Source organism: Nostoc sp. ChiQUE02 (genome assembly GCF_034531305.2).
Classification (GTDB): Bacteria; Cyanobacteriota; Cyanobacteriia; order Cyanobacteriales; family Nostocaceae; genus Nostoc.
This window is the reverse complement of sequence record NZ_JAVRBN020000007.1, coordinates 132274-148106: the sequence shown is the minus strand read 5'-3', so window position 1 is coordinate 148106 and position 15833 is coordinate 132274. Positions and strand designations below refer to the sequence as shown.

10 protein-coding genes and 1 pseudogene are annotated in these 15833 nt (G+C 41.7%); 9 read left to right on the top strand and 2 right to left on the bottom strand.

Annotated elements, in window-relative coordinates:
• Positions 1 to 57 precede the first annotated feature (57 nt).
• Positions 58 to 2646: pseudogene (gene nrdJ, locus RM347_RS09910) on the bottom strand (ribonucleoside-triphosphate reductase, adenosylcobalamin-dependent).
• Positions 2647 to 3062: 416 nt separating this feature from the next.
• Here nrdJ and RM347_RS09905 point away from each other — a divergent pair.
• The 4 genes from RM347_RS09905 to RM347_RS09890 all read left to right on the top strand — a co-directional run bounded on the left by RM347_RS09905 (position 3063) and on the right by RM347_RS09890 (position 5633).
• Positions 3063 to 3404 (top strand): KGK domain-containing protein, encoded by a 342-nt coding sequence (locus tag RM347_RS09905; RefSeq protein WP_322716262.1) that lies wholly within the window; start codon positions 3063 to 3065, stop codon positions 3402 to 3404.
• A gap of 99 nt (positions 3405 to 3503) precedes the next feature.
• Positions 3504 to 4499: a tRNA lysidine(34) synthetase TilS gene (gene tilS / locus RM347_RS09900; RefSeq protein WP_322716261.1), complete on the top strand. Its 996-nt coding sequence runs from the start codon at positions 3504 to 3506 to the stop codon at positions 4497 to 4499.
• 469 nt (positions 4500 to 4968) lie between these two features.
• On the top strand, positions 4969 to 5301 hold the full coding sequence (locus RM347_RS09895) for a hypothetical protein (RefSeq protein ID WP_428850538.1): 333 nt from the start codon (positions 4969 to 4971) through the stop codon (positions 5299 to 5301).
• Between the two features lie 131 nt (positions 5302 to 5432).
• On the top strand, positions 5433 to 5633 hold the full coding sequence (locus tag RM347_RS09890) for a hypothetical protein (protein WP_322716259.1): 201 nt from the start codon (positions 5433 to 5435) through the stop codon (positions 5631 to 5633).
• Between the two features lie 74 nt (positions 5634 to 5707).
• Here RM347_RS09890 and hmpF read toward each other — a convergent pair whose 3' ends face one another.
• Positions 5708 to 7471, bottom strand: a complete 1764-nt coding sequence (gene hmpF, locus RM347_RS09885) for a pilus motility taxis protein HmpF (protein ID WP_322716258.1) — start codon at positions 7469 to 7471, stop codon at positions 5708 to 5710.
• Between the two features lie 370 nt (positions 7472 to 7841).
• Between hmpF and RM347_RS09880 the strand changes: the two genes are divergently transcribed.
• The 5 genes from RM347_RS09880 to RM347_RS09860 all read left to right on the top strand — a co-directional run.
• Positions 7842 to 9020 (top strand): response regulator, encoded by a 1179-nt coding sequence (locus RM347_RS09880; RefSeq protein ID WP_322716257.1) that lies wholly within the window; start codon positions 7842 to 7844, stop codon positions 9018 to 9020.
• A 319-nt stretch (positions 9021 to 9339) separates the two neighbouring features.
• Positions 9340 to 9705, top strand: a complete 366-nt coding sequence (locus tag RM347_RS09875) for a response regulator transcription factor (protein WP_191759837.1) — start codon at positions 9340 to 9342, stop codon at positions 9703 to 9705.
• 13 nt (positions 9706 to 9718) lie between these two features.
• Complete coding sequence (locus tag RM347_RS09870; protein ID WP_322716256.1) at positions 9719 to 10249, top strand: chemotaxis protein CheW; 531 nt, start codon at positions 9719 to 9721, stop codon at positions 10247 to 10249.
• 14 nt (positions 10250 to 10263) lie between these two features.
• Positions 10264 to 13200, top strand: a complete 2937-nt coding sequence (locus RM347_RS09865; RefSeq protein ID WP_322716255.1) for a methyl-accepting chemotaxis protein — start codon at positions 10264 to 10266, stop codon at positions 13198 to 13200.
• Positions 13201 to 13329: 129 nt separating this feature from the next.
• The coding region (locus RM347_RS09860) for an Hpt domain-containing protein (protein WP_428850537.1) at positions 13330 to 15833 on the top strand (2504 nt) is incomplete at its 3' end.

Here is a 15833-nt window from a genome sequence, read left to right as displayed (position 1 = left end):
AAAACTTACTGCAACTTCTCCCCTGCTCCCCAGTCCCCAGTCTTCAGTCATTTCACCTTATGAAGTTGGTTGCTGATCGGGAAACATACACTTATCAGAATCACAACCACTAGGACCGGCCTCTGTCATTTCGCCTAAATCGTAGCGGCTTAGTACTGCACAGAAGTCATCTGTTTTACGCCGCGCTTTCACCTCTTGAGTCAAGCGATCGTAGGTTGATTTGTCTATTGGTTCAAACGGCAAACGTGGGAATGATTGCAAATCATCAAACCGGGCTAAAAGAGCCGCTGAAATATATCCCTCATCATTCTGGATGGTTTCATAGATACGCTGCCCCAAAGACTCAATTTCATCAGAGCGGAGTTCCAAAGTAGCTGATGTGTTGTGAGTCACGTACCAACGTTGAACCTGGAGGACAAAATCAAATTGGGCTAAGGCTGAAAACTTAGAAACATCAATTTCATCAGCCCCTGGTAAATCAGCCCAAGTTACAGAAACAGGGATTTCCACCAGCCATTCACTCACCCGTGAATCAAAGGGATCGTTAAGCAAATTGCCCTGTTCATCTTTGTCTGATTGAGAGGGAATGACGTTGTAACCATAGTCAATACAAGCTAAAGCTACTGGGTCATTTTTTCCGAAGGTGATCCGGCGAATAAATCTTTGTGCTTTGGGGGGATGCCACCCTGAACTAGCATTAGTTAATAAAGCCTTAGTACCACTGGGTTGAACTGTGGTGCAACGATTTGGACGTTTGAGATTGTGGCGATCGCAATAATCCCAAACAACTCGATGTACAGTATCTTTCCAGAAACTTAGGTATTTCTGTTCCTCGCGCTTGAAAGCCAATCCTTGTGCAGTTGCGGGTCTTCCTTCTTCCCACCAGCGTAGCCAATCAACACCAAACGCATGGACAAAGAAATCAAATAAACCGGTAAAAGAAACTCCCACAATCGGGTCTAATTCACGGCTGTATTGATAGCGTGGTTCCAGAAATTTGTGATTTAAAAGTGCTGCTACAGATAACGCCCCAGCAGTGAAAGCCTCTTCTTGTTCTTTGTAATTATGTGGGTCGATTTGATTAAGGTGAACCTCTGACAAATTACAGTGGAAGTTACTACCGATGATTTCCAGATTTGTTACCCTAGAGGCTTTTTATCCCCTAGTTCTACTGCTTGATTATTTGCAGTAGCTCCGCGTACATTTTGCAGATGTGACTTCAGATCATAAAAGTATTTTTCACATCCGCCCCCGCACTCTTGGAGAGATTATATTCTAGACACAAATTTTTTATTTAATCTAGTTTCACTCTCTACGCTGTACGGTGTCAAAGGCTTTTTACTTCCTTTGATTACCACGGGATTAGCATCTCAGCTTTCCCCGTTTTTGCGAGGTTTTTAACGTGAGGCAAAATCAATTACCACACGGATTTAAACCGTAACGAGCTAAACGATGTTCTAGCTCATTAGCATCAAGATTGGGATAACGTTGTTTTAACCAATCTTTTGCTGTTCCTTGTTCATAAGCTTGCAAAAAACTAACTTTCAAAGCTTGTGTTGGCAGCAAATCAATGTTCGATCGCGCTACGGCTTCACCAGCCCATTGAATCGCTCCCTCTCCGCTGTAATATTGTTTGCGGACAGCACCAACACATTCTTCTAAGGTTGGCTTGCGGTGAAAAACTCTGGTATGGTTTGCCATCCTGAGTGCATCACGCTCTGGATCGATTCGCCAGTTGCCACTTTCATCTTGCTGCCATAAATTATCTTTGGCATCGGCGAACAAACTATCTTCGCTAGAACCTTGCCTCATACCAGCTGAACGCCTAATATTACCGGCAACAATTGTTACAGCAGCTTGATCGATTAATAGACAGCATTCAACTGAATTTAATTGTCGTCCTCTAGCTTTATTTAGGATGGAGGCACAACGCTGATAAAGTCCGGGCAATTTCACCGGATTCGCAACTCCTCCAAAGCCGTTGAGAGTTTCTCCTGCTTTGCGGACATCGCTGATATCAACTAATACTTCAACTTCTGTTGAAAATTGCTCATCAGTGGAGAGTTCTAATAGGGCTTGATATGATTCAACCCAACCTTCACGGCTATCTCCAACGTGAATAGTGACGTTATTGCCTTCTATATGAGTTTCAGTATATTCACGCCGCTGTTGAACAGGAGTACTGCCAATTTCACCTTGTACAGTGATATTAAGTTGATTACGGATGGGGGGCAACTGGTTAATAAATTGTGGTTCTAGGACAGCTCCAGTACCACAGCCCATCATTGCCAAATCCATCATTAATCCGAAGGCACTCCAGTCTTCGAGATTAGTAGAGGTGCAATTATAAGCGCCAGAAAAATTCTTTGGCTTGGTTATCCAGTCTGTACCACCAACCCACAGCCAGCGTCCACTGGGCATAGCTTTCAAGTTGCGCTGCATCTGATCCAGTATGGCAGCTTCTTCTTGAGTTAGCTTTCCCAACTTGATTAAGCCGAGTAGAGTGCGATCGCATACTTCATCCCATGTTTCCCTTAGTCCCGCCTTTGTACGGCGGCTATAGGTTCTAAAAAATACGGGATTAGCAGCCGGTGCAGTTTCTGGAAACCTTGCACTCTGGCGTGTTCTTTCGAGATTCTGAACCATATATCAAGTGTCTTGCGTTCTTGTTGCGTGCGGACAGATTATGACTATACGCCAAGTAGTTTGAGTATTAAAGATTGTCAAATTGTCCACTTTACGCTAGCTCTACCCTGCACTAATTACAACAGAAATTTATGATGTATAATGTCCTTCACCCTTGGGTATGAGACATATACTAAGTTTTAATTAGCACAGATTAAGTTACGAGTATAATTACTTCTATCGCCTCATCTTTAGCCTGATTCTCACGACTCAGTACTGGTTTAACACCCTGCTACCGCTAACGGTGCTGAGAATTTTTCATTACTTTCCCCCAACTCAGTGGTGACAGTTAAATAAGTTGTGGCTGCAAAAAGTTAAATCCAAACAATTAATTCCAAACTCTTGGGAACTATAAATTGAGTTACAGGAAATTGATTATGAATCATGAATGGGAATCTCTAAATCCTGATGATGATGTTGTGCATTTTCACCAAGAAGTATTTGAAAATTTACCCCGAACTCAAATAGTGTTTCAGTTATTAAAGGAAGTCAACAAAATTTGGGCAAAACACTGTACATCTTCGGGGTCAAGAATATTTGGAGAAGGATTTGAATATTGTGTTTTAATACCTGGTCAACAATGGCGAACAGGTAAAATTAGATTACGTCTAGAATTTTGCCCTGATGAAACTGAAATCGAAGACAAACAAAAAAATAATCGATTAGAAATAAAACAGGAAAACTCTCCGCTCGACGACCTTCGCCAGCAACTCAAGTAAAGTGAAAATTAATATCAAAATTGTAACCGCCGATGCACGTTGGTAGACACCGATATAATAGAAAATTATCTGTGTCCGTGTGCGCTGAAAAAAACCAAAATGGTATGGACTCCTTTACATGCAAAAATACATCGCACCATCCGATCGCGCCATTTATTTGAGCGCAATCAACGGCTATTAATCGCTGTCTCCGGCGGACAAGATTCTCTGTGTTTAATAAAATTACTTTTAGATTTACAATCCAAGTGGGGATGGTATTTAGGTATTGCTCACTGCGATCATCGCTGGCGTCTCGACTCCGAAGCTAATGCTCACCACGTCGAAAACTTGGCTAAAACTTGGGGTATATGCTTTTATTTAGAAACAGCCAACAAATCTATAAATAGTGAAGCTGCTGCACGCGATTGGCGCTATCAAGCTTTAAGTGCGATCGCTCAGGCAAATAATTATCAATATATAGTTACAGGACACACCGCCAGCGATCGCGCCGAAACTCTCCTCTACAATTTAATTCGCGGTACTGGTGCTGATGGCTTACAAGCCCTGACTTGGCAACGATCCCTAACTACAGGCATTATGCTAGTGCGTCCACTTTTAGAAATTACTCGTTCACAAACAGAGCAATTTTGTCAAGAGTTTAAATTACCGATTTGGGAAGATTCCACCAATCAAGATTTACAATATGCCCGTAACCGCATTCGCCAAGAATTATTACCATATTTGCGAGATAATTTCAACCCCCAAGTAGAATCAGCCTTAGCCCAAACAGCAGAACTTCTCCAAGCAGAAGTGGAATATTTAGAAAAAGCTGCCCAGGAGTTGCGGGAGAAGGCGATGGGTATGGGGCATGAAGGAGATTCCCTTACTCCTCTCGTTCCCTTACAGTTAAATCGTCGAGTATTGCAGAAAGCACCATTGGCGTTGCAACGTCGCGTGATGCGTCAGGTATTGCAGCAAATACTGACTGATGCTCCTAGTTTTGAACACATCGAAAAATTAAGGGCTTTAATTATAGCGCCCAACCGATCGCAAACTGATCCATTTCCTGGTGGTGCGATAGCTCAAGTAGAAGGCGACTGGATCTGTTTGAAATAGTTATTTAAAGGCTTTTTCTTATCAGGGACTATGCACATTATTAGTTTTAGAATTTTCAATATTAAAGGAAATAAATATCTAGCAATCCTAAATGAGTTGTGAAAAAAATGAACCAGACATAAATATAGCGATCCTAAATCATTTATGAAATTGTCTGTTTGTTTTCTTGGCGCTCTTGGCGGCTTCTCTACGAGACGCTACGCGAAGGCGGTTGATAATTTTCACAACTTAAATAGGATTGCTATATCAGTGGTTTTAGCAACTACTTTGCGTAAATGTTTATTAGACATATTTGGCTCCTTGACAAGACATAAATGTAGTTAATTTCTAGCTAAATCCCAACATAGCGAGACTGTAAAAACAGTTTTTTTGTACTTATATTACTAGCTTTATGGCGATATTTTTTGTCATGTTACTATCAAGTCTGAACCTTATATGTTTACCCATAGCTAAGACCGCAAAAAAAGTGATGAAAGGGATAATTTTTTATATAATAATACCAGTAGTAATCTCAGCAATCATAGGATCGCTCTGGGCAATAATTTATTTACTGTATAGCCAAAATATTCAAGTAACTCTTAAGTTATTTTTCTACTCATTTTTGGGAGGATTGCTTGGTGGAATAGTTGGTGGTTTTATTGGCCATTTAGTTGGTTCAAGGACATCTAAAGAAGCATCAGGTGATATCTTTATTGGCGCTGAAGGCTTCAACTGGTTCTTTTGGATTTTAAATTTCTGGATTATAGGCATTATTGAAGGAGCAGTTTTAAGAGGATTGATTTTTATCAGATTTTATTCATAATCCGTTTTTGATAAATACGTGTTTATAGATGCTATTCGTGCGTATTTCTTTTATTTTTTGTCGAATTCCGATCGTTGCTTTTATGTGTTTAACTAGAAAATTTTACGGTTTATAATACTATACATATATAAATGAAAACTCAAAGTGTCATAGCAATTGTAACGACTCCAACAGTAATCTCAGGAATGCTTGGAGCGATTTGGGCAATATTTTATTTCAGATATACCCAAAATATTCAAGCAAGTTTTGAATTGTTTTTTTACTTCTTTTGTGCTGGTTTAATTGCTGGAATAGTTGGTCTAATTATTGGTATTTTATTTCAGTCGATTTAAGTTATTAAAGTATCAGGTTTGGGATGCTCATAGTTCGTACTTGGGCTTTAGTTAGGCTAAAGCCCAAGTACTTGTTAAGACGCTAATAATTCTGGCTGAGGCATTAAACTTTGGAGAGTATGGCGCAACTGAGCGATCGCTTGGACTTGATAATCACCAGTTTCCTGGAATTGATCCAAAGATTCTCCAATTCCTTGCAGCTTTTGCCGTAATTCATCTAGAGAATCCTGAATTGGTTGTAGTGCTTCTTGATAAAGATTCACTCGACCACAATATTCAGCAGTTGTTCTTCGTAGGGATAGCAAGTTTTCCTCGAGCGCTTTCAGTTCTTGGCGCTTTTCATCTAGATCGTGAGTTTGATTGTCAATCATTCCCTGATTTAGCTCAACACCAGAACGAATTTGCTCAATCTCACGTTCCAGCTTTTGGATTTCCTGTGAATATTGTTGTCGCTGGGTTTCAATTTGTAACAGAATTGGTTCTAAATTAATTTTGTTGTTGCTTTCTTCTTCTTCAGCAACAGGATGTCCTTGGCGCCGCAGCAGTACAGTTTGGTGTTGCTTGAGAAACTTCTGATGCTGTAGCATATTGCGGCGTTGTCCCACCAAGCTGGAGTTTAGCATCTGATAAAGGTCTTTTTCATCAGTTAGTTCTAGTTCCAAATTGATGTGATCGTGGTCAGATGCCTGATTTAATTTAGTTTGGAGTTCTTCTATAGCTTCTTGTTTATATTTCAGTTCTTGTTCTTGATCGTGAACAAAGCTAGCGTCTATTTCTAACTTATGCTGCAAGTCTTGCACTATCTTTTGTAGTTCTTCTAAAGGCATTTTCTCCAAAGCTTCCAGATCAGCTTGCTGGCCGAGAACTACATCACCAGATGTTGCAGCTAAAGAGTGCATCTGTTGATATAACTCTTCGGCGTTTCTTAACTGCTCTTTAATTATCCGAGCATATTCTTGCTTGCTGGTAAGGTCTGCTGTATTTATCTGCAATTGGGCTGTTTGCTGAACTAGAGTATTTTGTGCTTCTTGCAATGCATTTTGGCGATCGCTAAAGGTTTGTGATAAACGCTCAACTTCTTCTTGCTGTTGTGCGATCGCAGTTTTTTCCTCCTCCAGTTTTTGCCAGTGCGGAGTGAGAGTAGCTTGCTGCTTTTCGACCAATTCCAAGGCTAGATGCAGCTGTTCTCTGACTGTTTCCGTGGGAGCAACACGACTAGACAAGCGATCGAGTAACTCACTCATTACCCGACTTTGCTCTTCATCCAAAACCGTCCCTTGTTTAAAATCTGCTTGACGTTCCTCTAGGCGACGCTGCTCACCCCGTAAATGCTCCCAAGCCCCTTCCAACTCTTGGCGGTTGCGCTCAACTTCTGTTTGTAAGCGTTCAATTTCCTGGCGCGAGGTGTCAACTTCCTGTTTTTGCTCCTCCAGGTGTTGTACCTCATCCTCCAATTGTTGCAACTGTTCTGCTCGTACTTCCATGTCCATTTCACGGCGATTCAACTCTTGCGCCTGAAATGTTAGCGACTGTTTCCACTGATCGATCTCATCTTCCTTGAGCTTAAATTTCTCCAACTGGCGGGAAAAATTCTGCAAAATGTTGACTAGTGGACGCCCTGCTTCTTGAATCCGCTGCACTTGACGATTCGGATTCATTTCAACCAGTACCAAAGCACCATCATTTAATTTGCTTGCGTCCTCAGCGGCAATCACTTCTTCCGACACAGTACTCCAATTCTGGTCAGTTCGCTGACAAGCTAGCAGTTTCAGTTCGGTTTTGGCACCGCCACTGAGTAAACCACCTTTCTGTTTTTGTACTTCTGCTAAATACAGCACACCGTTAGTCCTTTATTGATGCACTTAAAGTTCGTGTTTTGGGATATACCTTAAATAATTCTGTTAACTTGCCTCACTAAACCGAAGTTTAGGAAAACAAGACAGACAAAACTATAGACGCAAGATATTACGTCTTGATACTTATAAAAGCGACTTAGTCGCGCCTTTATATTTTGTACTGATGACAGTGATGATGACTTCCGTGTTAACACTAGCTTTGTCGAAGTGTATTACGAAAGATGAAGGTTTATAGTTTAATGTATTCCCTAATGACAATCAGAACAGAGTCAAAATCTTTCCAATACTCGATAATCAATACTTAAAGAAGGATTCAGATATCAGAAATACTTAAGGAGTACTTTTTAGATAAATGCAGGGAAATTTAAATGAAATTGATATTTGCAGTATCCTGCAATTGATTGAGTTAGGACAGCGAACTGGGCAACTATGGGTAGAAGCTCATAGCTCTCACCATAACAACAAACTAAGTGGAGACGGAGCAAGCATTTATCGCCCCAAACAACAGTCTTGGTTCGTCTTTTTCCTGAATGGTCAAATTATCTATTGTCAAGAAGGCGAGAGTAGTTTATCCAGAATTAGCGATTATTTACGTCATTACCGAGTTGAGATGCGACTCACTGACAAACAAATTGCTTCCCTACCACCAAGCGACTCGCCAGAGTATGCATATCTTTGGGCACTCTTGGAGCGGAATATCATCAACCCAAAAATAGCTGGTAGTATCATTCACGGCTTGGTGCATGAAACTCTCTTTGACCTGCTGAGTTTACACCAAGGTAACTTCATTTTCCATCAGGGTGTAGCACTTGCGCCGCAATTAAACACTTTCGAGATTGCTCCATTTGTGACAAAAATTACGAAGCAGGTGCAAGAGTGGAAGCAACTCTATCCACACATTCAGTCTCCAGAACAATTGCCAGTGTTATCTGACAAAGTTCAGCTACAATCTTCCCTACCAGAAGCAACCGTGAATAAGCTACAACATTGGGCTGATGGGAAAACATCCTTGCGACAACTGGCTCGCCATCTCAACCGAGACATTTTGACAGTCGCTAAGGCAATATACCCATACGTGCAACAGAGTTGGCTACAGTTAGCATACGTAGATACAACTAAACTAGATAAACACAGTGAGAGCTGGGAATTGAAGGGAAAACAGAGGGGGCGGATAGTATGTATTGACGATGCGATCGCCATCGGTGAGACTATAAATTCCATCCTACAACCACAAGGTTATGAAGCGATCGCTCTCACCAATCCCTTAGAGGCACTGAGTCTGGTTTTTCAACTCAAACCAGATTTAATTTTATGCGACATTGCCATGTCGGAATTGGAGGGATACGAGGTTTGCGCCATGCTGCGACATTCAACAGCATTTCGGCTCACACCAATTATCATGCTTACTGGTAAAGATGGATTTATTGATCGAGTCAAAGCTAGGATGGTCGGGGCTACAGATTATTTAACAAAACCATTTACAGACACTGAGTTACTCATGCTCGTGGATAAATATATTAACAACCAATGAAAATTGGGCATTGGGTATGGAGCAAAACAGTTCCGTTAGCGGATAGCTAGGGTTTAGTCCGTTCCGAGTAAAAAAGTGAGATTCTCCACTCACCACTCAAAACTCCTAAGAGGGATTGGACATATAAAGAGATCGAAGATTTGTTGATCTACTAAAAGATGAGTTAAAAGATGTTATCACAGAGTCAGCCAACTCAGTGAAACCTCAATATCCAGAAAAATAGTGAAAACATAGAATTAATTTATACAGTTAATACTTGCGGAGGAATCAGGGAATGTTCCAAATAGGAACGTCTACATCAGGAGGTAAATAGACACTTATGAGTACAGTTCTGATTGTGGAAGACAGTATCGCGCAAAGGGAGATGATTACAGACCTCCTGAAAGCAACTGGCTTAACAGTGACCCATGCCAGTGACGGATTAGAAGCATTGGAGGCAATTCAAAGCGCACCTCCTGATTTAGTGGTATTGGATATTGTCATGCCCCGGATGAACGGCTACGAAGTTTGTCGGCGGTTAAAATCCGATCCAAAAACCCAAAATGTCCCTGTGGTTATGTGTTCTTCCAAAGGCGAAGAATTTGATCGCTACTGGGGCATGAAGCAGGGTGCAGACGCCTACATAGCCAAACCATTTCAACCAACCGAGTTGGTAGGAACAGTCAAACAACTGCTGCGAGGATAAGGATAAAAACAACATGGTCAGCAAACCGGACTTTTTAAGTGGCAGCGGTCAAGACCACTTCCGACCAGAATTACAAGTAGAAAGTCCTGAAGGTGAGTTACATTTGAGGTTTTACATTCCCTCGCATCAGGAGTTTGCACTACAAGCAACTGGCATCCGGGAAGTAATTGAACTAAGTCCTGATAGAATCACCCCGATTCCTAATGCTTCTCCTTTACTTTTGGGTACTCTAAATTTACGAGGTCGAGTTATTTGGGTGGCTGATTTGGGCCAATTTCTGGGGGAAGCAAGTGCATTAAATACGGATAGAGCTGAAATTTCGGTGATTGCTATTGAAGAGCAAGACACAATGGTGGGTTTAGCAGTAGAGGAAATCGGTGGTATGGACTGGTTAGATGTCCAGAATCTCATGCCACCAACTAGTGTTCCAGATACTATGGCTCCTTTTTTACGTGGAGAGTGGTCATTAGGTGCTAAAAACAACCAATGTCTACGGCTACTCGATCAAATGGCAATTTTACGGAGTGCGCGGTGGGCAGGATGAAATTGGAGGAGGAAATGGCAGCAAGTATTGATAATTACGAGCCAACATATCAACAGGCGATGACCGCCTATGTTCAAAGGAATTATGAGGTTGCCGCCACTTTAGTTGACCAAGTGGTGCAAAATTTACCAGATGACCCCAACTCTCATTTGTTAAGGGGTCACATCTACTATGTTTTACAGCAGTACGATGTCGCAAAAGAAGAATATCAAAAGGTATTGCGCTTGACTAACGATCAAGAAATTATTGGTTTTGCCAATAATGGAATTGAGAATATCAATCAATATTTACAGTCTTTCGGTGGGCAGATTGATAGATCCGGAAGTCAAGAGCAAATAAATTCCTCAGAGATGTCTGATTCACTGGAATATAGCGAATCAGAATTAGAAAATTTGGGCACTAGTGAGGAGTTTGACAGCAATAACCTTGATTTAAACTTTTTTGGAGAGCATCAAGAAACTGTGGATGGCGTTGAAGAGATATCTTCAAAAAGCCCATTTGACATACCCACAGAAGATAGTATTGGAACGGTAAAAATATCAGATTCTTCTACAGCTTTTGGTGACGATCCTTTTGCGTTGGATGAAGAATCACAGAAACAAGAATCAAATAGCAACTGGGAGGAAAACACAGAATTAGAGTTACCTGCTTTTTGGCAAGAAGATTTGTCAGAAGATATTCTGGAAGAATCATTAGTAAATAGTCAATTTTCAGATAATGGGATAAGTTCTTATCACGAAAATTCAACTATTGACAATAATAACTCTTCATCTTTTAATTCACAAGCTGGTAATAGTGAGAATAATTTCCCTGATTTGTTGAGTGAGTCAAAGTCTCCAGAGCTTAGTATTGGGGAATTAGAATATAAAAAATCTAGTTTTGGAGAGGAAACTTTACTAATTGTTGAAGAAGAACTTAGAAATGGTTCGGCAACAAATAAGTTGGAATACGGCAGTCAAGATAATTTGCCAGAAACCGAAGCACATAGTTGGTTGAAACCAACAGATTTTGCAGCAGAGTCAGTTTATCAGCCTGATTTATCTGATAATTCTTCATCTTTTAGTAGTAATCTACCTCGTGAAGAAAAGCAGTTTAAATCAGGTGAATTCATCAGTCAGAATAGCTTTGATGACGATGAGAATTTTGATATGGAAGCATTTGAGTCTGCCTTTGGCTCAGAGGGTTTAAGTTCTTATGAAGACTCAAACAATATACTGAATGGAGAAAATTCCAAGAGCAATATCGAGTTTTTAGATGACTTTGAGGAATTTGACGATTTAGGCAACATTCCAGGGTTTGACCTGATCGAAGGAGATTCTAACTTCGGCGATCTAGCAATGCATTCTGCTCCAGCAGAAACTAGTGATAGTGGACGCCCTAAAGTCGTCGAGGCTTTTCCAAGTAATACGGCCGATCGCGAAGAGGAACTATTCTCGATGACTGGTTCCCATGAAGGCGTTCCAGTCTTTAGCCAAACAGATGTCTCGAAACTAGAACCCAATGTCAGCATTGAGCAAGGATGGTTAGCACCGTTAGAGAATGCCTCCATTGAAAGGAAACAATGGTTAATTGCTGGAAGTGTGGGCATTGTTTCAGCGCTGGTTGTAGCCACAGTTAGCTTTGTGGCCACCACATTTTCGCCACCCCAGCAACGAGAATCAGTACGAAACACAGGTTGGGCAATGTCATTAGCTGCTGGGATTGCAGGTTTTGCTACCGCAGGCTTCATGGGGAATCTGGCACTTAAACAAATTCGCCGCACAACTAATGATCTGCAAGCTCAGTTTGAAGCTGTACGTCAAGGAAATCTAAATGCTCAAGCCACAGTGTTTTCCGAAGATGAATTGGGCCATTTAGCCACTGGCTTTAATGAAATGGCGCGGGTAATTTTCACAACCACAAGTGAAGCCCAACGCAAAGCCGATGAACAAGAGGAAGCTAAAGAAAACCTGCAACGTCAGGTAATTCGTTTGTTGGATGATGTGGAAGGAGCTGCTAGAGGCGATTTAACAGTCCAAGCTGAAGTAACAGCAGACGTACTGGGAGCCGTAGCTGATGCTTTTAACCTAACAATTCAAAACCTGCGGGATATCGTTCAACAGGTAAAAGTAGCAGCGAAAGATGTAACAAAAGGTGCAACCAACTCCGAAACCTTTGCGAGAGCCTTATCTAGTGATGCCTTGCGTCAAGCAGAAGAGTTAGCGGTGACGCTGAATTCTGTACAGGTAATGACTGACTCGATTCAGCGGGTAGCAGAGGCAGCGCGGGAAGCTGAAACCGTTGCTCGTGATGCTAGTACGATCGCTCTCAAAGGTGGCGAAGCAGTAGAAAATACCGTGGCGGGGATTTTAGAAATTCGAGAAACCGTTGCCGAAACCACCCGGAAAGTGAAGCGGTTGGCAGAATCTTCCCAAGAAATTTCTAAAATTGTGGCGTTGATTTCCCAGATTGCTTCGAGAACAAACTTGTTAGCGCTCAATGCTAGTATTGAGGCGGCAAGAGCCGGAGAAGCTGGACGCGGGTTTGCGATCGTCGCAGATGAAGTGCGCCAGTTAGCAGACAAATCTGCTAAATCCCTGAAGGAAATTGAACAAATTGTGATGCAAATCCAAAGCGAAACAGGCTCTGTAATGACCGCAATGGAAGAAGGCACACAACAAGTAATTAAAGGGACAAAATTGGCAGAAGAAGCCAAGCGATCGCTCGAAAACATTATTCAAGTAGCGAATCGCATCGATATTCTTGTGCGCTCTATTACCAGCGATACTGTGGAACAAACTGAAACCTCCCGTGCCGTCGCTCATGTAATGCAATCAGTAGAACTCACCGCACAAGAAACTTCCCAGGAAGCCCAGCGAGTTTCAGGTGCCCTACAACACTTAGTAGGTGTATCCCGTGACTTGATCGCCTCCGTTGAACGTTTCCGAGTGGAAACTATGGAAACCAGATAAATTGTCATTTGTCTTTTGTTATTTGCTAATGACCAATACTTCTCTACGAGAGGCTGCGCCAACGGCAAAGCTCAGTACAAGTGACCAATGACTAATAACTAATGACTAATGACTCTTGACTAAAAAACTATGCTGCCGGAACAACAACAGCGGATTTTGGGTTACTTTATTGAAGAAGCCAGGGATCACCTGAATACCATTGAGCAGGGCTTGCTGAATTTAGAGGGTACTCTGAACGATCCGGAAATGATCAGTGAAGTCTTCCGGGCGGCTCACTCCATCAAAGGAGGAGCGGCGATGCTTGGATTGACTAGCATCCAGCATACCTCCCACCGTCTGGAAGATTGTTTCAAAATTCTCAAAGATAATCCGGTTCAGATTGACCAAAAATTAGAGTCTTTATTTCTTGGTGTATCTGATACCCTAAAATCGCTGTTAGAGCATTTGAGTGGACCTTATGGTCTTTCTGAAGATGCAGCTAATACTTTGATGTCAGAAACTGAGCCGGTCTTTCAATGGCTGTATCAGCATCTGGAACTACTTGTAGAACAAGCAAAGAGTGGAGTAGCCAGCAGTCCTGACGCAACAGAACTACACACAACCTCTGTAGAGAATGTCTCCACACTGACAGAACTTTTCCTGCGGCGAGATATTCCCAGTTTGGCAGAAGACACCCATCAGGAATCTCCAGACTCGGTAGTACCCCAAGAGACGCATTTCCCAGTCACTGCTAAAGAAAATAATAACTGGAGCGAGTTTCAAGCCCAAGTGCTGCAAATACTGCGGGAAATGTTGCAACTATTTAAGCAAACCACAACACCCTCAACTCGGCAAAACCTCCAGCAATGCTGTCATCAGTTAGTCAAACTTGGTGAGACTTGGAATTTGCCCAACTGGTGTGGTTTGTGTCAAGCAGCAGCCAGTGCGATTGGTAATCCCGAAAATACTTATCTGACTTTAGCTAAAATTGTCATTACCGAAATCAAGCAAGCTCAAGAACTAGTCTTGCAAAGTAGGGAAGCCGAAATTGTAATTAGTCAGCAACTAGAAGCACTTTTGAGCTTTGCAGAAATTGAGTTATTAGAAGTTACCCCTGATTTATTTGATGAACAGTCTACGACTTTGACAGAATCATCAACTGCGTCAGAGCCAATTTTTTCTGATAACACTAAGCCGTTAGTCATAACTAATCTAGCCCAGGCAACTGAAGAACTTAATCTCGACGAGGATACTAGCGTACGCCCCTATCTCCAGTTACAAGGGACACAACTAAGCGCTGCGACTACTAGTCTTACTTTCACCACACATGAAGAAGCGCATCCAATCAGTAACAATCTTGACCCCAATGGGCCAGAGGTAGGAATAGCTGAGTTAAATACGCTTGCCGATTTATTTGAAGGTGAGACTCCCGAACTAGATGAAACTTGGCATCAAGAAGAAACTTTAGATATTGTTGCCACTGATGACTTTGGAATTGATTTCAGTAGCAGTGATACTGAAGCTGCTGATGGCGATTTATCCGATTTACTCTCCTTTGATGAAGACATAAGCAACGCGCAGCACCCAACAATTACAGCCACTACAGAAGATATTTCCCTGTTATTTGGCGACAATTTCCTAGAAAAAGAGAATTCAGAACCGCCAAATCAACAAACATCTGCTACAACTCTAGAGTTGAGTGATATTAACGTACTTGATATAAATTTAGATTCTTCTTCGAAAAATTTACAAGAATTTATTGATATTCCTAGTGAGACAAATCAGCCTCCTGAGGAGATTGTCCAAAATAATGTAGTTGAAGATTTATTGGCACTGGCTCTAGATGATGCTGAAGTATTGCCTACAGGCGAAGTGACTCAACCAGAAACTGAGGCGTTCGCCAATGTGGAACTATCTAACAACCAACAAAACAGTCTTGATAATTTATTCTTAGAAACTAGAAATGCAAATTGGGTAGAAGAAATTACCCCTAGTGACTACATAGAATTACCCCAGCCAACAGGCTTGTCTTTGGACAGCCTGTTTGCTGAAATGGAAGAACAGACACTACTGCCTACAAGTGAACCAGAAATCGGTGATTTATTTGATACATCTCCAACAGCAGTACCTGAGTTTTCTCAATTAGAAAATGATCTGAGCAACTTTTGGAGCCAGGAAATCACAGAGGAACAGGATGAATTCGATTCCTTAATTGAGCAGAATGTAGAAAGGGCGTTAGATGAGAGTTTGTTTACTGCGGCGGCTGATGATATTTTTGCCGATAGTCAGCAGCCCATACCTACTCCTATAGCGAGTTTTGACATAGAAGAAGATTTTGATATCAATTTCCAGCACCAAGAGCAGCTAGATTTGATATTCTCAGCAGATTCGGAAGATGATTTATTTGATGAGTTATCACCGAGTAACTCAACTATTTCTCCTGCAATAAACGATGCCTCCACGACTGAAACACCGTTGTTCGTCCAGCATCCAGGAGAAGAAATTCTCAGGCGATCGCAACAACCAGAAGCTTTAGATTTTGTTCCAGAATTTACCAATCAGCCGCCAGAGATATCTGCTGTTGATCTAGAACTGAATTCATTCGGCTCTTTCGGTGAAAATCCGCAACTGCTGTTTGAAGATGTCGACTCTAC

Excerpts from the sequence above, each read along its gene's own strand:
- RM347_RS09905 (WP_322716262.1), top strand. The coding sequence starts at position 3,063 with ATGAATCATGAATGGGAATCTCTAAATCCTGATGATGATGTTGTGCAT.
- tilS (WP_322716261.1), top strand. The coding sequence starts at position 3,504 with ATGGTATGGACTCCTTTACATGCAAAAATACATCGCACCATCCGATCG.
- RM347_RS09895 (WP_428850538.1), top strand. The coding sequence starts at position 4,969 with ATGAAAGGGATAATTTTTTATATAATAATACCAGTAGTAATCTCAGCA.
- RM347_RS09890 (WP_322716259.1), top strand. The coding sequence starts at position 5,433 with ATGAAAACTCAAAGTGTCATAGCAATTGTAACGACTCCAACAGTAATC.
- RM347_RS09880 (WP_322716257.1), top strand. The coding sequence starts at position 7,842 with ATGCAGGGAAATTTAAATGAAATTGATATTTGCAGTATCCTGCAATTG.
- RM347_RS09875 (WP_191759837.1), top strand. The coding sequence starts at position 9,340 with ATGAGTACAGTTCTGATTGTGGAAGACAGTATCGCGCAAAGGGAGATG.
- RM347_RS09870 (WP_322716256.1), top strand. The coding sequence starts at position 9,719 with ATGGTCAGCAAACCGGACTTTTTAAGTGGCAGCGGTCAAGACCACTTC.
- RM347_RS09865 (WP_322716255.1), top strand. The coding sequence starts at position 10,264 with ATGGCAGCAAGTATTGATAATTACGAGCCAACATATCAACAGGCGATG.